Here is a 25,466-nt window from a genome sequence, read left to right as displayed (position 1 = left end):
CGTGAGCCTCCGCGTCCTCGGGGTCGACCCGGGCCTCACCCGCTGCGGCGTGGGCATCGTCGAGGTCGCCGCCAACCGGGTGCCCCGGCTGGTGTCGGTCCACACGATCCGGTCGGCCTCGGATGCTCCGCTCGAGCAGCGCCTGCTGATCATCGCGCGCGGCATCGAGGCGCTGGTCGACGAGTTCCATCCCGACGCCATGGCGATTGAGCGCGTCTTCGCGCAGAACAACGTCCGCACCGTCATGGGCACGGCCCAGGTCAGCGGCCTCGCCCTGCGCGCCGCCGCCGAGCGGGGCATCCCGGTCGCGCTCCACACGCCCTCCGAGGTGAAGGCCGCCGTCACCGGCTACGGGAACGCCGACAAGAAGCAGGTCGGCGCGATGGTCGCCCGTCTGCTCGGCCTCGCCGAGGTGCCCAAGCCCGCCGACGCCGCGGACGCCCTGGCCCTCGCCATCTGCCACGCCTGGCGCCGCAACGCCCCCGATTCCGTCGCAGGAACGCTTGGCGGGTCCCTCACCCCCGCCCAGCGTGCGTGGCGCGACGCCGAGAAGTCGGTCCGCACTCCTAGGCTTGGGGGATGATCTCCAGTCTCCGCGGCACAGTCGCCGTCGCCGCCGGGTCCACGGTCGTCGTGGAGGTCGGGGGAGTCGGGCTGAAGGTCGCCGTCACGCCCCAGGTCGCGCTGACGATGCACGTCGGCACGGTCGCCCACCTGTTCACGACCCTCATCGTCCGCGAGGACGACCTCTCGCTCTTCGGGTTCCAGACCGCCGACGAGCTCGAGGTGTTCGACCTCCTCCGCGGCGTCACCGGCGTCGGCCCGAAGTCGGCGCTCGGCGTGCTCGGCCACCTCACGCCGTCGCAGATCGCCCAGGCCGTCGCCGCGGAAGACGACGCGGCATTCCGCCGAGTGTCGGGCATCGGCCCCAAGACGGCGAAGCTGATCATCGTGCAGCTCACCGGCAAGCTCGACATCCGCGTGCAGGCGCCGAGCGTCACCGCGACGACCACCACGTCGGCCGACGTGCTCACCGCCCTCATCGGCCTCGGGTGGTCGGAGCGCGACGCGGGGGCCGCGATCGATGCGGTGCTCGAAGACGCTGATCCGTCGGTGACCGGCGCAGTTCCTGCGCTCCTCCGGGCAGCGCTGACCCGCCTCGGGCCGCAGCGCGCCGGATCCGCTCGATGACCGCCGCCCCGGTGGACGACGACCTCACCAACCCCGAGCCCGAGTCCGACGCCGAGCTCGCCTTCGAGGGGGCTCTGCGCCCGAAGTCGCTGACCGAGTTCGTCGGCCAGACCAAGGTGCGCGGCCAGCTCGAGCTGCTGCTCAAGGCCGCAGCGATGCAGGGCCGCACCCCCGACCACATCCTGCTCGCGGGCCCTCCCGGCCTCGGCAAGACGACGCTCGCCATGATCGTGGCGCACGAGAGCAACCGGCCGCTGCGCATGTCGTCGGGCCCGGCCATCCAGCACGCGGGCGACCTCGCGGCCGTGCTGTCGTCGCTCGTGCCGGGTGAGGTCCTCTTCATCGACGAGATCCACCGCATGGCGCGGTCGGCCGAAGAGATGCTCTACCTCGCGATGGAGGACTTCCGCATCGACATCATGGTCGGCAAGGGCGCGGGTGCGACGAGCATCCCGCTCGAGCTGTCGGCCTTCACGCTGGTCGGCGCCACGACGCGCTCCGGCCTCCTGCCGAACCCGTTGCGCGACCGCTTCGGATTCACCGCGCACCTGGAGTTCTACGACGAGGCCGAGCTCGAAGAGGTGATCCGCCGAGCCGCGAAGCTGCTCGACATCGACATCGACACGGACGCCCTCGCCGAGATCGCCGGCCGGTCGCGCGGTACGCCCCGCATCGCCAACCGCCTGCTCCGCCGCGTGCGCGACTACGCGCTGGTGCACGGTCAGGCCGCCGACATCCGCACGGTGAAGGCGGCGCTGGAACTGTACGACGTCGACGCTCTCGGCCTCGACCGACTCGACCGCGCCGTCCTCGAGACCGTCCTGACCCGCTTCGACGGCGGCCCGGTCGGCCTCAACACCCTCGCGGTCTCCGTCGGCGAGGAGTCCGACACGATCGAGTCCGTGGTCGAGCCGTTCCTCGTCCGGGTCGGCCTGCTCACCCGCACACCCCGGGGCCGCATCGCCACACCGGAGGCCTGGGCGCACTTCGGGCTGACGCGGCGCACAGGAGGGCTGTTCGACTGATGTCCTATAATCCTCGAAGGCTTCCAGCGGTCGTGTCTGATTCCACGCGGCAACACCTTCCCTCACCTGCGAAAGAAGACTGATTCATGTCGAATGCCACCACCTACGTGATGCTCGCCCTTCTGGTGGTGCTGATCTTCTTCATGTTCCGCAACCGCCGCAAGCGCGCCGCCGAGCAGCAGAACCTGCAGAGCAAGCTCGTGCCCGGCGTCGAGGTCATGCTGACATTCGGCCTGTACGGCACGATCGTCTCGATCAACGACGACGAGAACATCGCCGAGGTCGAGGTCGCCCCCGGCACGATCATCCGCGTGCACCGCCAGACCCTGGGCCGCGTCGTCGAGCCGGTCGTCGCCGTCGACGAGCCCACCGTCGCCGATGCGTCGTCGGCGAGCTACTCGCTCAACAAAGACTCGGCCATCCCTGCCACCGACCCCTCATACGGCGAGCGTCTCGACCAGACTCCCACGACCGACGACGACACCAAGCACTGACAGTCCAGCGCTCGGCCTTCCGGCTGGGCACCGAACCGGCGCGGGCCGCTCCTGAGAGAGCCCGCGCTGCCTGAGAAAGCTGAGTTCCTCCGTGGCACGATCGACGCCCGCGAAGAAGGCCATTCGCTCACTGACGTGGCTCCTGATCATCATGGCCGCGATCGCCGCGCTCAATGGTGCAGCGACCATCCTGCACAAGACGACGAACACCACCGACGGGTGGTGGAGCAACGCCAGCTTCGTCCCGGAGCTCGCGCTCGACCTCCAGGGCGGCACGCAGATCACCCTCCAGGCGCAGCTGCAGAGCGGCAAGACCGTCTCGTCCGATCAGCTCAACCAGGCCGTGTCGATCATCCGCCAGCGCGTCAACGCCAACGGCGTGAGCGAGGCCGAGATCAACACGCAGGGGCGAAACAACATCGTCGTGTCGATTCCCGGCAGGCCCGACGCCGAGACCCTGAAGCGGATCGAGTCGGCCGCGCGCCTGACCTTCCGGCCGGTGCTCTACACCGAGACCGTCGCCGACTCCTCCGTGGGCGCCTCGGCGTCCGCGTCCGCGACGCCGTACGTGCCCAGCAAGACGCTCGAGGCGACTCCGACCGCGAAGCCGACCGATGCCTCCGACATCAGCTGGATCAGCGCCCGCCTGGCCGATCTCTACACGAACTACAACTGCGCCGCTCCCGACGACGTCACGAACGCGCCCGACTCCGAACCCCTCGTCACCTGCTCCACCGACGACAGCGGCGCGACGTCGAAGTTCATCCTCGGACCGGTCGAGGTCGAGGGCTCCACGATCAGCGACGCGACCAGCGGCCTCGCCACCAACTCCCAGGGCAACAGCACCGGGCAGTGGGCCGTCAACATCAACTTCAACGGCAAGGGCACGACCGAGTTCAAAGACGTCACGAGCCGCCTGGTCTCGCTGACCGCTCCGCGCAACCAGTTCGCGATCGTCCTCGACGGCCTGGTCATCACGGCCCCGTCGACGAACAGCGCCATCACCGACGGCTCGGCCCAGATCACCGGCTCGTTCACCTCCGACTCCGCGAAGACGCTCGCCGACCAGCTCAAGTTCGGCGCGCTGCCCATCAGCTTCGACGTCCAGAGCACCGAGGTGATCTCCGCCACGCTCGGCACCACCCAGCTGCTCTCGGGCCTCATCGCCGGCCTGGTGGGGCTGATCCTGGTGATCATCTACTCGATCATCCAGTACCGCGCCCTCGCCTTCGTCACGATCCTGTCGCTGGCGATCTCGGGTGGCATCACGTATCTGACCATCGACTTCCTCTCCTGGCACGACGGCTACCGCCTGTCGCTGGCGGGCGTGGCAGGTCTGATCGTGGCGATCGGAATCACGGCCGACTCGTTCATCGTCTACTTCGAGCGAATACGAGACGAGCTACGTGACGGCAGGCCGCTCGAATCGGCCGTGGAGCACGGCTGGTCGCGCGCCATCCGCACGATTCTGGCGTCCGACACCGTCAACTTCCTGGCCGCGGTCACGCTGTACGTCCTCGCCGTCGGCAGCGTCAAGGGCTTCGCTCTCACCCTGCTGCTGACCACGCTCGTCGACATCGTCGTCGTGGTGCTGTTCACGCATCCGATGCTGCGCCTCATCGCGCGGACCAACTACTTCGGCGGCGGCCACCGGTTCTCGGGTCTCGACCCGAACGCGCTCGGTGCCGTCTACCGCGGCCGCGCCCAGTTCCGCGCTCCCGTCGAGCCGGGGCGCAAGCGCGCCGGCGGCAAGGAGGCGGCTATCCGCCAGACGATCGCCGAGCGCCGGGCCGCCGAGAAGGCCCGGGGCGACCAGGGCACCACCACGAACACGAACGACTCGGAGAAGGACTCCTGATGGCCAGCTTCTCGCAGTTCGGAAACGACCTCTACACCGGCGCCCGCTCCGTCAACATCGTCGGGCGCCGCAAGATCTGGTACGCGATCGCCGCGTTCCTGGTCCTCGCGTCGATCCTGATCCCGATCGCGCGCGGCGGGTTCCAGTTCAGCATCGACTTCACCGGGGGCTCGGAGTACCAGATCTCCGGCGTCGCCGATCCGAAGCAGACCACGGCGATCGACACGGTGACGGCGTACAAGGCCGACGCCACGCCTCTCGTCTCGGTGGTCGGCGGCGACACCGTCCGCGTCCAGGTCAACGACCTGACCACCCGCCAGACCGACGCTCTCGGCATCAAGCTCGCCGAGGCGTACAACGTGCAGGAGAAGAACGTCGCCACGTCGTTCATCGGCGCGACCTGGGGCGGCGACATCACCACGCAGGCCATTCGCGGTCTGGTGATCTTCCTGATCCTCGCCGCGATCTTCATGACGATCTATTTCCGCACCTGGAAGATGGCCGCGGCCGCCATGATCTCGCTGATCCACGACCTCGTGATCACGGCGGGCGTCTACGGCATCCTCGGCTTCCAGGTGTCGCCGGCGGCCGTCATCGGCTTCCTGACGATCCTCGGCTACTCGCTGTACGACACCGTCGTGGTCTTCGACAAGATCCGCGAGAACAACGCCGAAGACAAGAACGGCTCGGCCCGGACGTTCGGCGAGTCGGTCAACCTCGCCGTCAACCAGACGCTGGTCCGCTCGATCAACACCTCGGTCGTGGCCCTGCTCCCGGTCGCGGCGATCCTCTTCATCGGCTCGCTGCTGCTCGGAGCCGGCACGCTCCGCGACATCTCCCTCTCGCTGTTCATCGGCATCCTGGTCGGCACGTACTCGACCATCTTCATCGCGGCCCCGGTCTACGCGCAGATCCGCGGCCACGAGACGCTGATCAAGAAAGCCGACGACAAGAAGACGAAGGCGCACGAGGTCGTCTCCCAGTGAGCACTCCCACGGGCCGAGAAGAGATCACGGCTGTCGAGGCCGTCGAGGCCGTGAAGTCCGGCGCCTACCTGATCGACGTGCGCGAGCAGCACGAGTGGGACGCCGGGCACGCCCCTGACGCACACCTGCTGCCGATGTCCGAGCTCGGCGAACGCCTCGACGAGGTGCCCGACGACCGCGAGGTCCTCATCGTGTGCCACGTCGGCGGCCGCTCCTTCCGCGTCACCCACGCCCTGCGCCAGCGCGGCATCGACGCCGTCGACGTGCTCGGCGGAATGCTCGCCTGGCGTGACGCTCAGGGCGAACTGGCGAGCGAGAACGGCGCCGAACCGTCCGTCGGCTGACGCCGAGCGCCTATCCTGGACGAAACTCGGCCGCACTGCGTCCGAGCGGCTCGAACGACGGAGGCCCGGATGACGACCGAGATCACCACGGCTGAGACACCTGCGCCCGGCGAGTCCGGTCGACCCGGCTCCGCGCCGGGCGGTCAGCCCTCCACCGCGACGCTGCGCACTCTTCTGCCGCGCCTGTTCTCGCGCAGCCAGCCCGCCGGCGCCGTCGACCGTCTGATCAAGACGGTGCGGATGCACCACCCCAAGGCCGACCTGTCGATCATCGACCGGGCCTACGTCACCGCCGAGCGCGCTCACACGGGGCAGTTCCGCAAGAGCGGCGAGCCCTACATCACGCACCCCGTCGCGGTCGCGCAGATCCTGGCCGACCTGGGCATCGGGGCCAAGACGATCGCCGCCGCGCTCCTCCACGACACCGTGGAAGACACCGACTACGCGCTCGACACCCTGCGCCGCGACTTCGGCGACGAGATCGCTATGCTCGTCGACGGCGTCACCAAGCTCGACAAGCTGAAGTACGGCGACAGCGCTCAGGCCGAGACCGTCCGCAAGATGGTCGTCGCCATGTCGAAAGACATCCGCGTCCTGGTCATCAAGCTGGCCGACCGCCTGCACAACGCGCGCACCTGGGGCTTCGTCGAGTCCGCCTCGGCCACCCGAAAGGCCACCGAGACGCTCGAGATCTACGCGCCGCTGGCTCACCGCCTCGGAATCCAGACGATCAAGTGGGAGCTCGAAGACCTGAGCTTCGCCGTGCTGCACCCGAAGCTCTACGTCGAGATCGACAGCCTGGTGAAGCAGCGCACGCCGCAGCGCGAGCAGTTCGTGCAGAACGTCATCAACGCCGTGAAGTCCGACCTCAAGTCGTCGAAGATCCGCGGCGACGTCGTCGGCCGGCCGAAGCAGTACTACTCGATCTACCAGAAGATGATCGTGCGCGGTCGCGAGTTCGACGAGATCTACGACCTCGTCGGCATCCGCGTGCTGGTCAACTCGCTGCGCGACTGCTATGCCGTGCTGGGCTCGATCCACGCGCGGTGGAACCCGATCCCGGGCCGCTTCAAGGACTACATCGCGACGCCAAAGTTCAACCTGTACCAGTCGCTACACACGACCGTGATCGGCCCCAAGGGCCGCCCCGTCGAGATCCAGATCCGCACGCACGAGATGCACCAGCGCGCCGAGTTCGGCGTCGCAGCGCACTGGAAGTACAAGCAGCGGATGAACGGCGGCAAGGACAACCTGACCGACCCCAAGACCGAGACCGACATGGCGTGGCTCGCCCACATCTCGGACTGGCAGGCCGAGACGGCCGACCCAGGGGAGTTCCTCGACAGCCTCCGCTTCGAGATCGGCGCCAAGGAGCTCTACGTCTTCACGCCGCAGGGCAAGGTCATCGGCCTGCCCAACGGCGCGACCCCGGTCGACTTCGCCTACGCCGTGCACACCGAGGTGGGCCACCGCACCATGGGCGCCAAGGTCAACGGCCGCCTCGTCCCGCTCGAGTCGACCCTGACCTCGGGCGACGTCGTCGAGGTCTTCACGTCGAAGAATCCCGACTCCGGCCCGTCTCAGGACTGGCTGAACTTCGTCAAGAGTCCCCGCGCCCGCAACAAGATCAAGCAGTGGTTCACCAAGGAGCGCCGCGACGAGGCCGTCGAGCAGGGCAAGGACGCTATCGCCCGCGCCATGCGCAAGCAGAACCTCCCGCTGCAGAAGCTGATGAGCCAGGACTCCATCGCCGAGGTCGCCACCGCCATGCGGTACGACGACATCACCGCGCTCTACGCAGCTGTCGGCGAGGGCCACATCTCGACGCAGTCGGTCATCGAGAAGATCCTCGCGGCCGTGCAGACGCAGACTGACGACGACACCGACCTCGACCTCGAGTTCCCCTCGAAGGGCAAGCAGCGACCGCTCCGCAACAGCGACTCCGGCGTGCTGGTCCGCGGCGCGCCCGACATCCTCGTCAAGCTCGCCAAGTGCTGCACGCCGGTGCCGGGCGACGGGATCGTCGGCTTCATCACGCGCGGCCAGGGAGTCAGCGTGCACCAGGCCAGCTGTCACAACGTGCAGAGCCTGATGACCGAGCCCGAGCGCATGATCGAGGTCTCGTGGGCCCCCTCGTCGAAGAGCGTGTTCCTCGTGCAGATCCAGATCGAGGCGCTCGATCGGTCGGGGCTGCTGTCGGACGTCACGCGCGTGCTGTCGGAGCACCACGTGAATATTCTCTCGGCGACCGTGTCCACGTCGTCCGAGCGGCTGGCCCTCAGTCGCTTCGTGTTCGAGATGGGCGACACCACCCACCTCGACCGGGTGCTCAACGCCGTCCGGCGCATCGACGCCGTCTACGACGTCTACCGCGTCTCGGGCGGCTAGGCCGAGCGGAGGCCCTGGCGCAGCTCGCGGCGCGCCCGCGTGCCGTCGTGCATCAAGGCGCAGTCGCCCTCGTCCTCATCAAAGGACGCCTGTTGCGCTGACGAGGAGCAGCGGCGTTCTCTGCGCGCCCGAGAAGGAATTCGCGCCCTGCGTGCACGCCCCACAAGGACGCACCCCGTCGAGATCCTCGCCAACGAACACGCATCGTGAGCGCCACAGCGCCACGACATCACAGCACGGCCGCCAGCCGCGACGCCGCAACCCGCGCGTTCGGCAGATGCGCGCAGCGCGCCAGCGCCGCCTCGCACGCCGCCCGGTCGACCCGGTGCAGCCGTGCGAGTCGGCCAGCAGCGCGCAGCGTGCCCGACCGCGACCCGCCTTCGCGCAGCAGATCGACGACCGTGCGAGCCGGCGCTGTGACCGCGACCGAGCCGAAATCGACCCGGTCGAGTTCGTCGAGGCGATCCCGGCTGCCGCGTGCCATCTCGTCGAGCGCGGGTGCACCGTCGACCGCGCCCCACACCCAGGCCGCTGAGAGCCGGGCCAGCACGGCGCCCGACTCGAGCACGCCCCGCTCGTGGACGGCCGCCGCCCGCCGCCAGGGCACGTCGAACTCCGCGACCGAGCAGAACAGCTCGTCGATCCGATAGACGTCGCCGTCGAGGGCGAGGGCCTGCAGCTCGGCGGCGGGCAGGTCGGCGGGGGAGAGCAGATGCGGGAGCGTCGTCGTCATGCCACCAGAGTGGCTGAGCGGAGACGACGACGGGCGGCCCTCCACGAATCTGTGGAGAACCGCCCGTCAGCGATGAAACTTCAGCGATGGAACTTCAGCGATGGAACGTCTGCGCCGAGGCGTCAGGAGCCGAGCGCGTCGAGCCAGATGCGGCGGGCGTCCAGGGCCTCCTGGGCGTCCTTGATCGCGCGCTTGTCACCGGAGGCCTGAGCGGCCTCCAGCTCGTTCTCGAGCTTCGCGATCGCGCTCTGCAGCTGACCGGCGAGGCCCTCCGAGCGAGCCTTGCGCTCCGGGTTGTTCTTTTGCCAGAAGTCGTCGTCGAGCTGACGCACGTGACTCTCGAGCTTGCGCAGGCGGTCCTCGACCGGGCGGACCTGGTCGCGTGGCACGCGACCGATCTCGTCGAACTTCGTCTGCAACGCGATCAGGGCGTCGCGAGCGGCGACCCGATCGGTCAGCGCGAGGATGCTCTCGCCCTCGTCGAGGAGAGCCTTCTTCGCCTCCAGGTTGACGCCGTACTCGGCTTCGTCCTGCGCGACGATCTCGTTCTTGGCGCCGTAGAGCACGTCGCCGGCGGCCTTGAAGCGGGCCCAGAGAGCGTCGTCGTACTTCTTTCCGGCGCGGCCGGCGCGCTTCCAGTCGTCGAGCAGCGAGCGGTAGACGGGAATCCCGTCGGCGCCCTTCGGGGCGAGAGCGTCGGCCTGCTCGACCAGTGCCTGCTTGCGCTGGCGCGCGTCGCGGTGAACGGAGTCGAGCTCGGCGTAGAACGCCTTGCGGTGCGTGTCGATGGTCGAGCGGGCGCCGCGGAAGCGCTTCCAGAGGTCGTTGCCCTCGCCCTTGGGAATGCGCGGGCCCTCCTGCTGGTGCTTCTGCCAGCGGGCGAAGATGTCGTCGATGGAGGCGGTCACCTGCTTCCACTGCACGCGAGCCGGGTCTTGCGCAGCCAGGGCCTCGGCCTCGACGACGAGACCGGTGCGGTACGCGATGGCCTCGTTCTGCGCCTCCTGCGCCTCGGCGCTCTGCTGCTGCGTGAGCTCGACCACGGTGGTGTCGAGAGCGCCGACCCTCGAGCGGAGGTTCTCGATGTCGCCGACCGCACTGGGCTCGGTCAGCGCCTCTTTGAGGTGCGCCACGGCCTTCGACACGTCGGACGCACTCGCACCGCGCTTGACGCGCTGCTCGAGCAGGGTCACCTGCCCGGCGAGCTCCGTGAACTTGCGCTGGTAGTAGGCGAGAGCCTCTTCGGGCGTGGCGTCCGGGTACTGGCCGACGGCCCGTTCGCCCTCTGCCTCGCGGACGTAGACCGTCCCGTCGTCATCGACTCGGCCCCAGGGCGCCTGATCGTTCGTAGCCACAATTCCACCTTGCTGGATCTGATCTGTCGAGGGGCGCAACTGGCGATTCGCAGTCGTCCCTAGCGATGGATGTTCAGCCTATTGCACAAGGGCGAACCCTGTGCGGACGCTTGGAGCGTGGCTACTTGATCGTGGCGGCCGTGATCGTCGTCGCCACCTTGGGCGAGCCGTCGGTCTCGCTGTTGACGGCAGTCAGGCCCTTGTCGGTGATGTCCTTCTCCATCGACGACAGGCCGCTGGTGACCTTGCCGACGACGGTGTAGCCGCCGGTCGAGCCGTCGAGCACGGTCGAGCCGTAGACGATGAAGAACTGCGTGGCCTGCGAGTACGGGTCGGTCGAGCGCGCCATCGCGATGACGCCCGTGTCGTACGTGTTGTCGGCGGGCACGTTCTCCAGAGGTCCGAACGCGAACCCGGCGTCGCCCGACCCGTCCGCCTTGGAGGCGCCGCACTGCAGGAACTTGGCCGTCGCCGCGTTGCTCATCCGCCAGCAGTGCGTGCCCTCGTAGAAGTCCTTCTCGATCAGCGTGATGAGCACCGACGCCGCCTGAGGGGCCTTCGTGCCGTCGAGCTCGATCCCGAGCTCGACGTCGCCGTTCAGCGTCATCGAGCCGGTCCAGGTGCGGCTCTTGGCCACCAGCTTCGAGGGGACCTCGCCGGTGTTCGCGCCGGCGGCAGCCGTCGACGACGCCGTCGGCGTGGCGCTGGCCGAGGCCGTCGCCGAAGGCTTCGGGTCGAAGCCGCCGTTGGCGTAGACGATCTGCGTGCCGGTGCCCAGGGCGCCGATCACGACGACCGCGATGATGGCCGAGAGGTTGTCGCGGAAGCGCCGCTTGACCTGGTGCTGGTGGACCTTCTGCCGAGCCGTGTACCGCCGGAGCCTCTCGCGTGCTTCGCGGCCGTCGTTCTTGCTCGGTGTCACGGGGTGTCCTCCAGTAGGGCATCGGCTCTCAGCCTGAACTGTAACGGAGGGGCTCATCGGCCGCCTCCGGCACGCGTGCGCCGCCTCAGACTGTCGGAGGTCCGGTCTACCATGAAGCCCTATGACACCGCTTCCCACGAGCCAGGCCGTCCGGTCGAGCTCGACGCCTCTCGCCGTGCGGATGCGCCCGACGAGCCTCGACGAAGTGGCCGGTCAGAAGCACCTCCTGAGGCCGGGGTCTCCGCTCATCAAGCTCGCCTCCGACACCAGCGGGGCGTCCGGCGCCGTGTCCGTCATCCTCTGGGGCCCGCCCGGCACCGGCAAGACGACGCTCGCCCAGGCGGTCGCGCACAGCTCCGGCCGCCAGTTCGTCGAGCTCTCGGCCGTGACCGCGGGCGTGAAAGACGTCCGCGCCGTGATGGAGAAGGCCCTGGCGAACCGCGACCTCTACGGCACGACGACGGTCCTCTTCCTCGACGAGATCCACCGCTTCACCAAGGCGCAGCAAGACACCCTTCTGCCCGGCGTCGAGAACGGCTGGATCATCCTGATCGCCGCGACGACCGAGAACCCGTCGTTCTCCGTCATCACGCCCCTGCTCTCGCGATCTCTGCTGCTCACGCTCGAGCAGCTCAGCGACGACGACCTCGGCGAGCTCGTCACCCGGGCCGTCCACGACCAGCGCGGCCTCGCCGACACTGTCGAGCTCGACGACGAGGCCCTCGCGATGATCGTGCGGCTCGCCTCGGGCGACGCACGCCGCGCCCTCACGGCGCTCGAGGCGTCGGCGCAGTCGGCGTGGGCCCTCAGCGACATTGCGCGCCTGACGGCGGGGGAGGGCGACGACGACGACGCCGAGCTGCTCGACGAGGTCGACGACGGCGACGGCGACGCAGTTCCTGCGCCCGAGGCGTCCACGCGGGCTGTCATCACGGCCGAGCTGGTCGCGCAGTCGGTCGACCGCGCCCTGCTCCGCTACGACCGCAACGGCGACGAGCACTACGACGTCATCTCGGCGTTCATCAAGTCGGTGCGGGGCAGCGATGTCGACGCGGCACTGCACTACCTGGCGCGGATGATCGAGGCCGGCGAAGACCCGCGCTTCATCGCCCGACGCATCATCGTCTCGGCCGCCGAAGACATCGGGATGGCCGACCCGCAGGCCCTCGTCATCGCCATGGCCGCAGCCGACGCCGTGCAGATGATCGGCATGCCCGAGGGGCGGATCCCTCTGGCCGAGGCAGTGGTCTACCTCGCCACCGCACCGAAGTCGAACCGGTCGTACCTCGGCATCGACCAGGCCATCGCCGACGTCCGGGCGGGCAAGGCCGGTCGCGTGCCGAAGCACCTCCGCGATGCGCACTACCCGGGCGCCAAGCGGCTCGGGCACGGCAAGGGCTACAAGTACGCCCACGACTACGACTTCGGTGTGGCCGAGCAGCAGTACCTCCCCGACGAGCTCGTCGGCACCACGTACTACGACCCGACGGTCAACGGCAATGAGCGCGATGTGGCGGCGCGGCTCGAGAAACTGCGGCGTATCACCAGAGGTGATCAGTAGGCACAGGACCAGAGGTGATCAGCAGGCACAGGACCAGAGGTGATCAGTAGGCACAGGACGCGGGGTGATCAGTAGGCACAGGACGCGGGGTGAATGACGTTCGCCCGCGTCGGTCGTGTAGTCTTTACAGGTTGCCCTTTTCGGCATCATCCATCTCTTGTTGTGCCGACCGGCGCTCGCGCGCCTGATCGACGCTCCATTTCGACAAGATCAGTGAGGAACACCTGTGTCCACCAAGTCCCGCACCCGCTCCAAGACGCGCCTCTCGCGCGCCCTGGGCATCGCACTCACCCCGAAGGCCGCCCGCTACCTCGAGAAGCGTCCGTACGCTCCCGGCGAGCACGGCCGCACCAAGCGCAAGACCGACAGCGACTACGCCGTCCGTCTCCGCGAGAAGCAGCGTCTGCGCGCCCAGTACGGCATCCGCGAGGCCCAGCTCAAGATCATCTTCGAAGAGGCCCGCAAGGCCAAGGGCCTGACCGGTGAGAACCTGGTCGAGCTGCTCGAAGAGCGTCTCGACGCCCTGGTCCTGCGCTCCGGCTTCGCCCGCACCACCGCCCAGGCCCGCCAGATGGTCGTGCACCGTCACATCCTGGTGGACGGCAAGCTCGTCGACCGTCCCTCCTTCCGCGTGAAGCCGGGCCAGATGATCCACGTCAAGCCGAAGTCCGAGTCGATGGAGCCCTTCCAGGTCGCCGCCGCCGGTGGACACCTCGACGTGCTCCCCAAGGTCCCGGGCTACCTCGAGGTCGAGATCGACAAGCTCCAGGCGAAGCTCGTGCGTCGCCCGAAGCGCGCCGAGGTCCCCGTGACCTGCGAAGTCCAGCTCGTCGTCGAGTACTACGCCGCCCGCTAAGCAGCCAGCGACGCAGAACCACCAGAGAGGGAGCAGCCCGCCACGCGCGGCCTGCTCCCTTTCTGCATCTCGGTAGGATTGACGGCAGTTCACAGAAGGAGATCTCCCCGTGAAGTTCCTGTTCACCCTCGGCGTCGGCACCGGCCTCGGCTTCGTGCTCGCCCACCTCGTCAACCAGACGGCGAGCGGCCGCCGGTTCTTCACCGGGCTCGACAGCCGCCTCCAGGCCTTCACGACGGCCGTCGTCGACGGGTACACCACCCGCGACGCCGAGCTGCGCGACCAGGCGTAGCCCTCGTCCGCCGCTCCGCACTCCTTCCCCTCCCGATCTGAAAGACGCCCATGCAGACCGCTGAAATCCGCAACCGCTGGCTGAAGTTCTTCGGCGACCGCGGCCACACCGTCGTGCCGTCCGCGTCGCTCGTCAGCGACGACCCGAGCCTCCTCTTCGTCGTCGCCGGCATGGTGCCGTTCATCCCGTTCATGACGGGGCTCATCCCGGCGCCGTACCCGCGCGCCACCAGCGTGCAGAAGGTCATCCGCACCAACGACATCGAAGAGGTCGGCAAGACGCCGCGCCACGGCACGTTCTTCCAGATGAACGGCAACTTCTCGTTCGGCGACTACTTCAAAGAGCAGGCGATCACCTACGCGTGGGAGCTCCTGACCGGCAGCGAGGCCGACGGCGCACTCGGCTTCGATCCGAACGACCTCTGGGTCACCGTCTACAAAGACGACGACGAGGCCATCGAGCTCTGGAAGCGCATCGCGGGCCTGCCCGACGAGCGGATCCAGCGCCTCGACAAAGACACGAACTACTGGCACACCGGCCAGCCCGGACCCGCGGGCCCGTGCTCCGAGATCTTCTTCGACCGCGGCCCGGCGTACGGCATCGATGGCGGCCCCGCCACCGACGACGACCGCTACGTCGAGATCTGGAACCTCGTGTTCATGCAGTACCAGATCGAGAACGTCACCTCGAAGGTCGACTTCGACATCGTCCGCGAGCTGCCCAACAAGAACATCGACACCGGCATGGGCCTCGAGCGTGTCGCGTTCCTCAAGCAGGGCGTCGACAACATGTACGAGATCGACGAGGTGCGCCCTGTCCTCGACAAGGCGGCCGAGCTCTCGGGTCGCACCTACGGCGCCGATCACGACGACGACGTCCGCATGCGCGTGATCGCCGATCACGTGCGCTCGGCGCTCATGCTGATGAGCGACGGCGTCACCCCGTCGAACGAGGGCCGCGGCTACATCCTGCGTCGTCTGCTCCGCCGCAGCATCCGGTCGATCCGCCTTCTCGGCGTCGAGGGCCCGAGCTTCGCCGAGCTGTTCGCGGTCTCGCGCGACGCGATGAAGGCCTCGTACCCCGAGGTCGAGCGCGACTACGACCGCATCTCGCGTCTGGCTCTCGCCGAAGAAGAGACGTTCCTCCGCACGCTCGCGGCCGGCACGCAGATCCTCGACGGCGCGGTCGACGAGACCAAGGCGGCGTCGAAGAACGAGCTCCGCGGCGACACCGCGTTCCTGCTCCACGACACGTTCGGCTTCCCGATCGACCTGACCCTCGAGATCGCCGAAGAGGCGGGACTCACCGTCGACCGCGCGGCGTTCGATTCTCTGATGCAGGATCAGCGGTCGCGCGCGAAGGCCGACGCGAAGTCGCGCAAGACCGCCCTCGCCGATCTCAGCGTCTACTCCGCCTTCCGCGCGCACGGCGAGACGACCTTCACCGGCTACGACTTCCTCAACACCGAGTCGACCATCCTGGGCATCATCGTGGGCGGCGAGTCGGTCACCAAGGCGGTCGCCGGCGACATCGCCGAGGTGATCCTCGCCGAGACCTCGCTGTACGCCGAGTCGGGCGGCCAGGACGCCGACGAGGGCTCGATCGTCGGCAACGGCTTCGACCTCGAGGTGCTCGACGTGCAGAAGCCCGTCAAGGGCCTCATCAGCCATCGAGTGCAGGTGCGCTCGGGCGAGGTCGGCGTGGGCGACGCGGCGACCAGCGTCGTCGACCCGACCTACCGCCGCGGCGCCACGCAGGCGCACTCGGCGACCCACCTGATCCACGCGGCCCTCCGCGAGGTGCTCGGGCCGGAGGCCCACCAGGCGGGATCGTACAACAAGGCCGGCTACATGCGGCTCGACTTCAACTGGTCGAACCCGCTGTCCGTCGACACCCGCACCGAGATCGAAGACATCGCCAACTCGAAGATCCGCGACGACCTCGAGGTCACCACCCGCATCCTCCCGCTCGACGAGGCGCGCGCGGCCGGCGCCATGGCCCTGTTCGGCGAGAAGTACGGCGACGAGGTGCGCATGGTCGACATCGGCGGCCCCTGGTCGCGCGAGCTCTGCGCCGGCACGCACGTGTCGCACTCGTCGCAGATCGGCCTCATCAACCTGGTCGGCGAATCGTCGATCGGCTCGACGAACCGCCGCGTCGAATCGCTGGTCGGCGTCGACGCGTTCCGCGACTTCGCCACCGAGCGCGCACTCGTGAACCAGCTCACGTCGTCGCTCAAGACGCCGCGCGAGCAGCTTCCCGACCGCATCGCCGACCTGACGCAGAGTCTCAAGGCGGCTGAGAAGAGGATCGCCGAGTTCGAGGCGAAGGCGCTCCAGACCCGCGTGCCCGCGCTGGTCGGCGCGGCCGCCCCGGTCGGTTCGCTGACCGTTGTCGCCGAGAGCATCGGCGCCGTGGGCTCGAGCGACGACCTGCGGTCGCTGGCGATGTCGGTTCGCGACCGCCTGGGCCAGGGCTCGACCTCGGTCGTGGCCCTCGCCGCCGACGTGGCGGGCAAGCCCGCGGTGATCGTCGCGACCACGGCCGGCGCGCGAGACGCCGGCGCCAAGGCGGGTCAGCTCGCCCGCACCGCCGCCGGCGTCCTCGGCGGGGGCGGCGGCGGCAAAGACGACCTGGCGCAGGGCGGCGGCTCCGACGTCGCCGCGATCCCGGCGGCGCTCACGGCCATCGTCGACGCGCTCCGCAGCTGATCCGTTGACACCGTTCGACACCGCCGACGAAGGCGACCGAGCCGGCTTCCGCAGGGGAGTCCGGCTCGGCGTCGATGTCGGCAAGGTCCGGATCGGCGTGGCACGCACCGACCCCGACGCCCTGATCGCCACCCCGGTCGAGACGGTCGCCCGTTCCGGCGACACCGGCGCCGACCTGGCGACGATCCTCGCCCACGCGACCGAGCTCGGCGCCGTCGAGATCATCGTCGGGCTGCCGCTGTCGCTCTCGGGCGGCGACACCGCGTCGACCGGCGACGCCCGCGGCTTCGCCTCCCGGCTCGCGGCCGCGACCGGCCTTCGAGTGAGGATGGTCGACGAGCGGCTCTCCACCGTGACCGCCCAGAGCGCTCTCCGCGCGTCGGGCCGATCCGCCAAGAAGCAGCGCTCCGTGGTCGATCAGGTGGCCGCCGTTATAATCGTGCAGCACGCCATCGACCTCGAACGATCGAGCGGACGTCCACCGGGCACCCTCGTCACGAGCGACGCAGACCCCGACGAGAGACGGTAATCCGTGGCAGACGAACCCTCCTGGGACGAGATCTTCACCGGCAGCGTCCGGACGGACGAATCGGGCAAGCCCAACGGCTCCGGCATGCCGGGCGCAGCGGCTGATCGCGGCGAGGACGCGCGACGCGACCCGCGGGCCCCCGGGGCGCAGGGCGGCTCCGCGACGGGGTCGGGGTCGGGCGGCGGGTCCGCAGTTCCTGCGCCGCCGATGTCCCGGCGTCAGCTGCGCGAGCAGCGCGAAGAGGAGGAGCGACGACGAGGTCGCTCGGCCAAGCCCGCCCGGCCCGCTCGGGTCGAGGCGAAGGCCGTCGGTGCCGCACCGGCTGCGGCGGCCTCTGAGGCCGCTCCTGCCACGGCCGCTTCGAAGGCGCAGCGGACCAAGCCGACCAGGCCGCCGCGTGTCTCGCGCTGGCGCAAGCCCGGCACCTGGATCCTGATCGGCGTGCTCGTCGTCGTGCTCGGCGGCGGCACCTACGGGGTCACGACCCTCTACAAGCAGCTCCAGCCGATGGTGGCCTCGCTCGTCGGCGGCAAGCCCAGCGACGACTACACCGGCTCCGGCGACGGCACGAAGGTCGAGTTCACGATCGTGTCGGGCGACATCGGCTCGACGATCGCGTCGAAGCTGGCGAAGGCGGGCATCACCAAGTCGGCCGAGGCGCCCTACAAGCTGCTGCTGGCCGATACCGAGATCTCCTTTCAGCCCGGCACGTACTCGATGTTCAAGAAGATGAGCGCGCAGTCGGCCATCGACCGGCTGCAGAGCGACAAGGCCCGCATCACGACGAAGCTCGTGATCCCCGAGGGCACCTCGCTCAACGGCATCATCGGCCTCATAGCGAGCGCCACCAAGATCCCCTCGGCGAAGATCAAGGCCGCGGCGGCCGACTACAAGTCGTTCGGGCTGCCGTCGAACGCGAGGAGCCTCGAGGGCTACCTGTTCCCGGCGACCTACGAGCTCGAGCCGAACAAGACGGCGCACGCGTACCTGCAAGACATGGTCGACACGATGGAGACCCACCTCACGGACGCCGGGGTGCCGAAGTCGAAGTGGGAGCACACGATCATCTTCGCGTCGCTGATCCAGCGCGAGGCCGGCCTCGCCGCCGACTTCCCGAAGGTGGCGCGGGTGTTCCAGAACCGCATCGACCAGGGAATGCTCCTGCAGTCCGACGCCACCGTGGCCTATGGTGCGGGCAGCACCGACCGCGTCACGACCACCGACGCCGAGCGCGCCGACGCGAGCAACAAGTACAACACCTACGTGCACAAGGGGCTGCCGGTCGGGCCGATCTCGAATCCCGGCGACATCGCGATCCAGGCCGCCGTGAAGCCTGCCACCGGCTCGTGGCTGTACTTCGTGACCGTGAACCTCGACACCGGCGAGACGGTGTTCTCGAACACCTATGCGGAGCATCAGCAGGCGGTCGCGAAGTTCCAGTCGTGGCTGCGGGCGCACCCGGACTACCAGTAGCACGTGGCCGTCAGCCAAGGACTTTCGCGGAGGCCATCCTTCGTGAGGCGCGCGACACGCCGCCGAGACCTTGCCAGCGCTGCACGGGAGGCCGTGAATCCTTCGCCAGCGACGACGCATCCTTGCCTAAGGACGACGACCACGGTACGGACGGAAGAACTCCCGCAGCTCCCGCGCGTACAGCTCCGGCTCCTCGAACGGCGCGAAGTGCCCGCCGCGCGGCATCTCGCTGACGCGCACGAGCTCGGTCGTGCGCTCGAGCCAGGCCCGGGGCGGCGTCACCAGGTCGGCGGGGAAGAGCGCGAACCCCGACGGCGTCTCGACGCGTCGCTCGGCCTGCTCTGCAGGGATCGCCGCGTTGGCGCTGTACATCCGCATGGCCGAGCCGATCGTGTTGGTCAGCCAGTAGATCGTCACGTTCGTCAGGATCTCGTCTCGGGTGAAGCTCGACTCGACGTCACCGTGGCAGTCGCTCCAGGCGCGGAGCTTCTCGACTATCCAGGCCAGCAGCCCGACGGGCGAGTCGGCGAGACCCACGGCGGCCGTCTGCGGCTTCGTGCGGTGCATGGCCGCATAGGCACCTTCGCGATCCCGCCACGAGTCGGCAGCGCGCAGGAACTCGCGCTCCTCCTCCGACAACTCCGAGCGATCGCCCGTGAAGGTCGGCATACCCGCGTCGATCCGGTGGACGGCCGACACGCGCGTCGGATGGTCGAGCGCCAGGTAGCGCACGACGCCGCTGCCGATGTCGCCGCCCGCCGCGCCGAACGTCTCGTACCCGAGCGTCGTCATCAGATCGGCGTAGAGGCCTGCCACGTCGACGGTCGACAGCGGAGCGCCGACGGGTGCGGGGGAGTAGCCGTACCCGGGCATGTCGGGCACGACGACATCGAATGCGTCGGCGGGATCGCCGCCGTGGGCCCCGGGATCGGTCAGGAGGTCGATCACCTTCGAGTAGCGCCAGAAGGAGTCGGGCCAGCCGTGGGCGAGCAGCAGCGGATAGCCCGAGGCGCCGGCGCGAGCGTGCACGACGTGGAGGTCGTGGCCGCCGACCTTGACGCGGACGTGCGGCAGCGTGTTCAGCGCCGCCTCGTGCTCTGACCAGTCGAAGCCGTCGGCCCAGTACGCGGCGAGGTCGCGGAGGTACTCGACGTCGGCGCCGAGCCCCCAGCCCGGCCCCGACCCGGGTTCGGGCCACCGCGCGGAGCGCAGACGCGCGCGGAGGTCGTCGAGCGCGGCGGGGTCGGTCGTGAGCGTGAACGGAGTGACGGTCATGGGCGCACGCTACGCCCGGCCACCGACACCGGACGACGCCGCGTCCTCGACCACGGACACGGCCCCGGTAGAATCGATGCCATGCTTCGTTGGTTGACCGCCGGTGAGTCTCACGGCCCCGAATTGATCGCTGTCCTCGAAGGACTCCCGGCCGGTGTGCCGGTGTTCGCCGAAGACATCCAGGCCGACCTCGCCCGTCGCAAGCTCGGCTACGGCCGGGGCTCGCGCATGAAGTTCGAGCAAGACGAGCTGCACATCTCGGGCGGGGTCATCCACGGCCGCAGCATCGGCAGCCCGATCGCCGTGCGGGTGGGCAACACCGAGTGGCCCAAGTGGGAAGAGGTCATGAACCCGGCCCCCGTCGAGGTGAGCGAGGCGTCCCGCGGTCGCAGCGCACCCCTGACCCGTCCGCGACCCGGGCACGCCGACCTCGTCGGCATGCAGAAGTACGGCTTCGACTCGGCCCGCCCGATCCTCGAGCGCGCCAGCGCCCGCGAGACCGCGGCCCGCGTCGCCCTGGGCGCCGTCGCCAAGTCGTTCCTCGCCGAGCTCGGGATCGAGCTCGTCAGCCACACGCTCGCCATCGGCCCCGTGCGCGTGCCCGAGGGGCGCGCCCTGCCGACGCTCGACGACCTCGAGGCGCTCGACGCCGATCCGCTGCGCTGCTTCGACGCCGAGACCAGCGCGGCGATGGTCGCCGAGGTGGACGACGCGAAGAAGTCCGGCGACACGCTGGGCGGCGTCGTCGAGGTCCTCGCCTACAACCTCCCTCCGGGCCTCGGCTCGCACGTGCAGTGGGACCGCCGGCTCGACTCGCTCCTCGCTGCCGCTCTCATGGGCATCCAGGCGATCAAGGGAGTGGAGGTCGGCGACGGCTTCCTGACCACGACGCGCCGCGGCTCCGAGGCGCACGACGAGCTGTTCCAGACGGCTCAGGGCATCTCGCGCGACACCGACCGCGCCGGCGGCGTCGAGGGCGGGATGTCGACGGGCACCGTGCTGCGCGTCCGCGCCGGCATGAAGCCGATCGCGACCGTGCCGCACGCACTGGCGACGGTGGATGTCGCGACCGGCGAGACCGCCAGCGCGCACCACCAGCGCTCGGACGTCTGCGCAGTTCCTGCGTCCGGGGTCGTCGCCGAGGCGATGGTGGCGCTGGTGCTCTCGAACGCGATCCTCGAGAAGTTCGGGGGCGACTCGATCGACGAGACGAGCCGCAACCTGACGAACTACCTCGACGCGATCCCGCCTCTTCTGACGACGACGAGCGCGCCCGTCGCGCACGACCCGGCCGACAGCGAAGCCGCCTCCGCCGCGCCGCAGCTCTGATGCCCCCCGAGCTCGACCGGCCGGTGGTCATCATCGGCCCGATGGGCGCGGGCAAGACCAGTGTGGGCAAGCGCGTGGCCAAGGCGCTCGGCGCGACGTTCATCGACACCGACAAGGCGATCGTGCGCGAGCACGGTCCGATCCCTCGCCTCTTCGAGACGCTCGGAGAGCCCGCGTTCCGCGAGATCGAGCGAGACGCCGTGGCGGCGGCTCTCCGTTCTCCTGCTGTCGTCTCGCTCGGCGGAGGCGCCGTGCTCGACGACTCGACGCGCGATCGCCTCGGCGGCCACCGAGTCGTGCTGCTCACCGTCACGCCGGAGGCCGTCGAGAGCCGCATCTCGGGCTCGGACCGCCCCCTGCTCCACCACGACGGGATCGCCGCGTGGAAGGCCATCGCCGCCGAGCGCGCACCGATCTACGCGGCTCTCGCCGACATCACCCTCGACACCTCGCACCGGCCCCTCTCGCATGTCGTCGACGACATCGTCTCGTGGGTTCGGACCGCGGGGCCCCAGAAAGAAGACTCATGAGCGACCAGCACGCCGAAGGCATCCCCTCCACCGTCATCCCCGTCGGCGGCACGTCGCCCTACGAGGTCCGGGTGGGCCGCGGCGTCGTCGCCGAGCTGCCCGACCTGCTGGGCCCCCAGACGAAGAAGGTCCTGATCGTGCACGCGCCCCCGCTCGGCGCCAAGGCCGAGACTCTGCGCGCCAGCCTGATCGAGCGTGGCTACGAGGCCCTCATCGCCGAGGTGCCCGACGCCGAGGCCGGCAAGCGGGTCGAGGTCGCGGCCTTCTGCTGGCAGATCCTCGGGCAGTCCGACTTCACGCGCACCGACGCCGTCGTCGGCCTCGGCGGGGGAGCGACGACCGACCTCGCCGGCTTCGTGGCCGCCACCTGGCTCCGCGGCGTGCAGCTGGTCCAGATCCCGACGACGGTCCTCGGCATGGTCGACGCGTCCGTCGGCGGCAAGACGGGCATCAACACCGCCGAGGGCAAGAACCTCGTCGGCTCGTTCTACGCGCCCGTGGGCGTCCTGGCCGACCTCGACATGCTCGACGGACTCGGGCGCAACGAGATCCTCGCCGGGTTCGCCGAGATCGTGAAGGCCGGCTTCATCGCCGAGCCCGAGATCCTCGACATCGTCGAGGCCGACGTCGACCGCGTGATCGACCCGACGACGCCGGAGTTCCGTCGCGTCGTCGAGCTCGCCATCGCACTCAAGGCGCGGGTCGTCGGCGAGGACTTCAAGGAGGCCGGCCTCCGCGAGATCCTGAACTACGGCCACACGCTGGGCCACGCCATCGAGCACGCCGAGCGATACCAGTGGCGCCACGGCGCGGCCGTCTCGGTCGGCATGGTCTTCGTCGCCGAACTCTCCCGCCTCGCCGGCCGGCTCTCCGACGAGGTCGTCGACCGCCACCGCTCGATCCTCACGTCGCTCGGCCTGCCGATCAGCTACCCCGCCGGCCGCTGGCAGACGCTGCTCGCCACCATGCAGCGCGACAAGAAGGCCCGCGCCGGCCACCTGCGCTTCATCGTCCTCGACGACATCGCGCGCCCCACCGTGCTCGAGGCGCCCGACACCAGCCTCCTCTTCGCCGCGTATCAAGAGATCGGCTCCTAGCCTCGCAGCGCACGGGCGCAGGAACCTCCTTGCGGCCAACCCTCAGGCGGCGGCTCGCCCCCACCGGAACATCCGCCCGGCGTACGCCGCGACGAGCGCCGCCTGCCCGAGCCCGAACAGCGCGACGGCAGTGCCGACCGACACCGGCCAGGCGCCCGACAGCGCGGCGACCATCGCAGCGGCGAAGACCAGGACGCCGACGACGGCCACCACCCGCAGCCCGACGCCCGGCAGAGGCCGCAGCCGCCCCCGCAGCACCACCGCGTAGAACGCGAGGAACCAGGCCAGCGCGCCGCACGCCACGCCGACGTTGATCAGCGGGTCGACGCCGCGGAGGACGGTCAGCCCGGCGACGACGCCGGCGAACAGCACGACCTCCGTCGCCCAGAGCCCGATGGCGAACGCGCGCGTGTCGGTGTTCGTCGGCCCGAACGAGACGAGGTCGTTGTGGTCGGGGTGCGGGCCGGGCATGCCCGCAGTCTACCCGGGCGGCCTACGATGAGCGCCATGCCGCCCACAGCCCCCGAATCCGATCTCACCGGCTGGGCCGCGGCCCCGTTCACCGGCGGCGGCCTGACCTACGACTGCTACGAGAAGGGCTCCGGCCCCGGCGTCGTCCTCATCCCGGAGGCGCCGGGAATGACACCAGAGGTGCTCGGGCTCGCCGACCACCTCGTCGACCAGGGCTTCACCGTCGTGATCCCGTCGCCCTTCGGCGAGCCCGGGCACGCCCCGACGATCGGCTACACGCTCCGCACCGTCGTCCGGCTCTGCGTCGCCGCGGAGTTCCGCGCCTTCGCCATCGGCGCTCATCGCCCGATCACCGACTTCCTGCGCGCAGTCGCCGCCGATCTGGCAGCCCGCACGCCCGGCACCGGCGTCGGCGTGATCGGCATGTGCTTCACCGGCGGCTTCGCCCTCGCCGCGGCCGTCGACGACTCCGTCAGCGCGTCGGTGCTCAGCCAGCCGTCGGTCCCCTTCCCGATCTCGAAGGCCAGGGCGCAGGATCCCGGCCTCTCGCCGACGGAGCTCGACCGCGTCGCCGCTCGCGCCGACGCCGGCGAGCTCTGCGCCCTCGGGCTGCGGTTCAGCGCGGACCGCGCCTCCCAGCCGGCCCGCTTCGCGACCCTGAAGAGCCGCCTCGGCGACGCCTTCGAGGTCATCCAGCTCGACTCGTCGCCGGGCAACGAGTGGGGGTTCGCCCGCACGGCGCACTCGGTGCTCACCCACGAGGTGCGCGACGAGAAGGGCCACCCCGCGCTCGAGGCCCGGAGCCGGGTGGTCGAGTTCCTGCGCTCCCGGCTCTCGCGCTAGGCGTCGGGTAGAGTGGTCGCTGGCTTCACCGCCCCGTGCCCTCGCGCACCCGCTCCCTCTTCATATCGATCTTCAAAGGACGTCCCAGCATGGCCACTACCAACGACATCAAGAACGGCGCCGTTCTCAACCTCGACGGCCAGCTCTGGAACATCATCGAGTTCCAGCACGTCAAGCCGGGCAAGGGCGGCGCGTTCGTCCGCACCAAGATGAAGAACGTGATGAGCGGCAAGGTCGTCGACAAGACCTTCAACGCCGGCACCAAGGTCGACTTCGCGAACGTCGACCGCCGCGAGTACCAGTACCTCTACGCCGAGGCCGACGGCTACGTGTTCATGGACACCACCGACTACGACCAGATCAACGTGCCCGCCACGATCGTCGGCGGCGCCAAGAACTTCATGCTCGAGAACCAGAACGTGCAGATGGCCCTCCACGACGGCAACCCGCTCTACATCGAGCTGCCCGCCTCGGTCGTGCTCGAGGTCACCTACACCGAGCCCGGCCTGCAGGGCGACCGCTCGACCGGCGGCACCAAGCCCGCCACCGTCGAGACCGGCTACGAGATCCAGGTGCCGCTGTTCCTCGAGACCGGCACCAAGGTCAAGGTCGACACGCGCGACGGCAGCTACCTCGGCCGCGTCAACGACTAGTCGATGAGCGCCCGGACCAAAGCCCGAAAACGAGCACTCGACGTCCTGTACGTCGCCGACATCCGCCAGATCTCGATCGACGACGCGCTCGTCCAAGAGACCCAGCGGGCCATGGACACCCCCGAGCGCAAGTCGAGCTGGGCGTACGCCCGCGACATCGTGCAGGGCGTGATCGAGAACCGCCCCGAGATCGACGAGCTGATCGAGACGTACTCGCAGGGCTGGACCCTGTCGCGCATGCCCACGATCGACCGTGCAATCCTGCGCATCGGCATCTGGGAGCTCACGCACAACGACGAGATCCCGAACGCGGTGGCGATCTCGGAGGCCGTCGAGATGGCACAGAGCCTGTCGACCGACGACTCGGCCAGCTTCGTGAACGGCCTGCTGGCGCGGATCTCCTCGACCACGGCGTCCTGAGCCTCAGACCGCGAGGGCGCAGGGCTGCTCTTCAATAGGCGCAGGAACGGGCAGCACCCCCGACGGGGTCCTGCCCGTTCCTGCGCCTTCACCCTGCGTTCGGCCGTCGTTTAAATTGTGTGCAACCAAG

At 69.4% G+C, this 25,466-nt stretch carries 25 protein-coding genes; 20 read left to right on the top strand and 5 right to left on the bottom strand.

The genetic code is table 11. The features are described from left to right. The first annotated feature begins 1 nt into the window (after position 1). The 8 genes from ruvC to EDF46_RS02080 all read left to right on the top strand — a co-directional run bounded on the left by ruvC (position 2) and on the right by EDF46_RS02080 (position 8,286). On the top strand, positions 2 to 583 hold the full coding sequence (ruvC, locus tag EDF46_RS02115) for a crossover junction endodeoxyribonuclease RuvC (RefSeq protein WP_123504622.1): 582 nt from the start codon (positions 2 to 4) through the stop codon (positions 581 to 583). Next, on the top strand, positions 580 to 1,191 hold the full coding sequence (ruvA, locus tag EDF46_RS02110; protein WP_123504621.1) for a Holliday junction branch migration protein RuvA: 612 nt from the start codon (positions 580 to 582) through the stop codon (positions 1,189 to 1,191). Before ruvC ends, ruvA begins: the two co-directional genes overlap by 4 nt. Beyond that, positions 1,188 to 2,216: a Holliday junction branch migration DNA helicase RuvB gene (gene ruvB, locus EDF46_RS02105; RefSeq protein ID WP_123504620.1), complete on the top strand. Its 1,029-nt coding sequence runs from the start codon at positions 1,188 to 1,190 to the stop codon at positions 2,214 to 2,216. The genes ruvA and ruvB overlap by 4 nt, the downstream gene beginning before the upstream one ends. Before the next feature lie 86 nt (positions 2,217 to 2,302). Continuing rightward, a complete protein-coding gene (gene yajC / locus EDF46_RS02100) occupies positions 2,303 to 2,710 on the top strand; it encodes a preprotein translocase subunit YajC (protein WP_123504619.1) in 408 nt (135 codons plus the stop codon). Between the two features lie 91 nt (positions 2,711 to 2,801). Continuing rightward, entirely contained in the window at positions 2,802 to 4,568 is a 1,767-nt protein-coding gene (gene secD / locus EDF46_RS02095; RefSeq protein WP_123504618.1) for a protein translocase subunit SecD, read from the top strand. Then, on the top strand, positions 4,568 to 5,554 hold the full coding sequence (secF, locus tag EDF46_RS02090) for a protein translocase subunit SecF (RefSeq protein ID WP_123504617.1): 987 nt from the start codon (positions 4,568 to 4,570) through the stop codon (positions 5,552 to 5,554). The genes secD and secF overlap by 1 nt, the downstream gene beginning before the upstream one ends. After that, positions 5,551 to 5,898 carry a rhodanese-like domain-containing protein gene (locus tag EDF46_RS02085; protein ID WP_233579754.1) on the top strand — a complete coding sequence of 116 codons (348 nt, stop codon included), beginning with the start codon at positions 5,551 to 5,553 and terminating at the stop codon, positions 5,896 to 5,898. Before secF ends, EDF46_RS02085 begins: the two co-directional genes overlap by 4 nt. A gap of 69 nt (positions 5,899 to 5,967) precedes the next feature. Then, on the top strand, positions 5,968 to 8,286 hold the full coding sequence (locus EDF46_RS02080; protein WP_123504616.1) for a bifunctional (p)ppGpp synthetase/guanosine-3',5'-bis(diphosphate) 3'-pyrophosphohydrolase: 2,319 nt from the start codon (positions 5,968 to 5,970) through the stop codon (positions 8,284 to 8,286). Positions 8,287 to 8,515: 229 nt separating this feature from the next. Here the strand turns inward: EDF46_RS02080 and EDF46_RS02075 are convergent, their stop codons facing one another. From EDF46_RS02075 to EDF46_RS02065, 3 genes are all read right to left on the bottom strand, one after another. Further along, complete coding sequence (locus EDF46_RS02075; protein ID WP_123504615.1) at positions 8,516 to 9,019, bottom strand: hypothetical protein; 504 nt, start codon at positions 9,017 to 9,019, stop codon at positions 8,516 to 8,518. Between the two features lie 122 nt (positions 9,020 to 9,141). Then, positions 9,142 to 10,374: a DUF349 domain-containing protein gene (locus EDF46_RS02070; protein WP_123504614.1), complete on the bottom strand. Its 1,233-nt coding sequence runs from the start codon at positions 10,372 to 10,374 to the stop codon at positions 9,142 to 9,144. Positions 10,375 to 10,495: 121 nt separating this feature from the next. Then, on the bottom strand, positions 10,496 to 11,296 hold the full coding sequence (locus tag EDF46_RS02065; protein WP_123504613.1) for a peptidylprolyl isomerase: 801 nt from the start codon (positions 11,294 to 11,296) through the stop codon (positions 10,496 to 10,498). Between the two features lie 121 nt (positions 11,297 to 11,417). Between EDF46_RS02065 and EDF46_RS02060 the strand changes: the two genes are divergently transcribed. From EDF46_RS02060 to mltG, 6 genes are all read left to right on the top strand, one after another. After that, on the top strand, positions 11,418 to 12,857 hold the full coding sequence (locus tag EDF46_RS02060; RefSeq protein ID WP_123504612.1) for a replication-associated recombination protein A: 1,440 nt from the start codon (positions 11,418 to 11,420) through the stop codon (positions 12,855 to 12,857). A 226-nt stretch (positions 12,858 to 13,083) separates the two neighbouring features. Next, on the top strand, positions 13,084 to 13,713 hold the full coding sequence (gene rpsD, locus EDF46_RS02055) for a 30S ribosomal protein S4 (RefSeq protein WP_123504611.1): 630 nt from the start codon (positions 13,084 to 13,086) through the stop codon (positions 13,711 to 13,713). Positions 13,714 to 13,822: 109 nt separating this feature from the next. Continuing rightward, positions 13,823 to 14,005, top strand: a complete 183-nt coding sequence (locus tag EDF46_RS02050; RefSeq protein WP_123504610.1) for a hypothetical protein — start codon at positions 13,823 to 13,825, stop codon at positions 14,003 to 14,005. A gap of 50 nt (positions 14,006 to 14,055) precedes the next feature. Further along, the gene (gene alaS / locus EDF46_RS02045) at positions 14,056 to 16,716 is read left to right on the top strand and encodes an alanine--tRNA ligase (protein WP_123504609.1); all 2,661 of its coding nucleotides are present in this window, start codon (positions 14,056 to 14,058) and stop codon (positions 16,714 to 16,716) included. 4 nt (positions 16,717 to 16,720) lie between these two features. Next, complete coding sequence (gene ruvX, locus EDF46_RS02040) at positions 16,721 to 17,245, top strand: Holliday junction resolvase RuvX (RefSeq protein WP_123504608.1); 525 nt, start codon at positions 16,721 to 16,723, stop codon at positions 17,243 to 17,245. 3 nt (positions 17,246 to 17,248) lie between these two features. Further along, the gene (gene mltG, locus EDF46_RS02035) at positions 17,249 to 18,718 is read left to right on the top strand and encodes an endolytic transglycosylase MltG (protein WP_233579752.1); all 1,470 of its coding nucleotides are present in this window, start codon (positions 17,249 to 17,251) and stop codon (positions 18,716 to 18,718) included. Between the two features lie 126 nt (positions 18,719 to 18,844). Here mltG and EDF46_RS02030 read toward each other — a convergent pair whose 3' ends face one another. Then, on the bottom strand, positions 18,845 to 19,993 hold the full coding sequence (locus tag EDF46_RS02030; protein WP_123504607.1) for an epoxide hydrolase family protein: 1,149 nt from the start codon (positions 19,991 to 19,993) through the stop codon (positions 18,845 to 18,847). A gap of 81 nt (positions 19,994 to 20,074) precedes the next feature. On the opposite strand from EDF46_RS02030, the gene aroC reads away from it, so the two are divergent. The 3 genes from aroC to aroB are packed head-to-tail and all read left to right on the top strand — an operon-like array spanning position 20,075 to position 22,949. Next, entirely contained in the window at positions 20,075 to 21,322 is a 1,248-nt protein-coding gene (gene aroC / locus EDF46_RS02025; protein ID WP_123504606.1) for a chorismate synthase, read from the top strand. Then, positions 21,322 to 21,852 carry a shikimate kinase gene (locus tag EDF46_RS02020; RefSeq protein ID WP_123504605.1) on the top strand — a complete coding sequence of 177 codons (531 nt, stop codon included), beginning with the start codon at positions 21,322 to 21,324 and terminating at the stop codon, positions 21,850 to 21,852. The genes aroC and EDF46_RS02020 overlap by 1 nt, the downstream gene beginning before the upstream one ends. After that, positions 21,849 to 22,949 (top strand): 3-dehydroquinate synthase, encoded by a 1,101-nt coding sequence (aroB, locus tag EDF46_RS02015; RefSeq protein ID WP_123504604.1) that lies wholly within the window; start codon positions 21,849 to 21,851, stop codon positions 22,947 to 22,949. The genes EDF46_RS02020 and aroB overlap by 4 nt, the downstream gene beginning before the upstream one ends. A 42-nt stretch (positions 22,950 to 22,991) precedes the next feature. Here aroB and EDF46_RS02010 read toward each other — a convergent pair whose 3' ends face one another. Next, on the bottom strand, positions 22,992 to 23,420 hold the full coding sequence (locus tag EDF46_RS02010; protein WP_123504603.1) for a hypothetical protein: 429 nt from the start codon (positions 23,418 to 23,420) through the stop codon (positions 22,992 to 22,994). Between the two features lie 36 nt (positions 23,421 to 23,456). Here EDF46_RS02010 and EDF46_RS02005 point away from each other — a divergent pair, with 36 nt between their 5' ends. From EDF46_RS02005 to nusB, 3 genes are all read left to right on the top strand, one after another. Further along, complete coding sequence (locus EDF46_RS02005; RefSeq protein ID WP_123504602.1) at positions 23,457 to 24,263, top strand: dienelactone hydrolase family protein; 807 nt, start codon at positions 23,457 to 23,459, stop codon at positions 24,261 to 24,263. Positions 24,264 to 24,352: 89 nt separating this feature from the next. Continuing rightward, complete coding sequence (gene efp, locus EDF46_RS02000; RefSeq protein ID WP_123505154.1) at positions 24,353 to 24,916, top strand: elongation factor P; 564 nt, start codon at positions 24,353 to 24,355, stop codon at positions 24,914 to 24,916. 3 nt (positions 24,917 to 24,919) lie between these two features. Further along, the gene (gene nusB / locus EDF46_RS01995; RefSeq protein ID WP_123504601.1) at positions 24,920 to 25,336 is read left to right on the top strand and encodes a transcription antitermination factor NusB; all 417 of its coding nucleotides are present in this window, start codon (positions 24,920 to 24,922) and stop codon (positions 25,334 to 25,336) included. Positions 25,337 to 25,466: the final 130 nt, after the last annotated feature.

Origin of the sequence: Frondihabitans sp. PhB188, assembly GCF_003752365.1 — a bacterium.
In the GTDB taxonomy this organism is placed as follows: domain Bacteria; phylum Actinomycetota; class Actinomycetes; order Actinomycetales; family Microbacteriaceae; genus Frondihabitans.
This window is presented reverse-complemented; position numbering and strand designations above follow the sequence as displayed.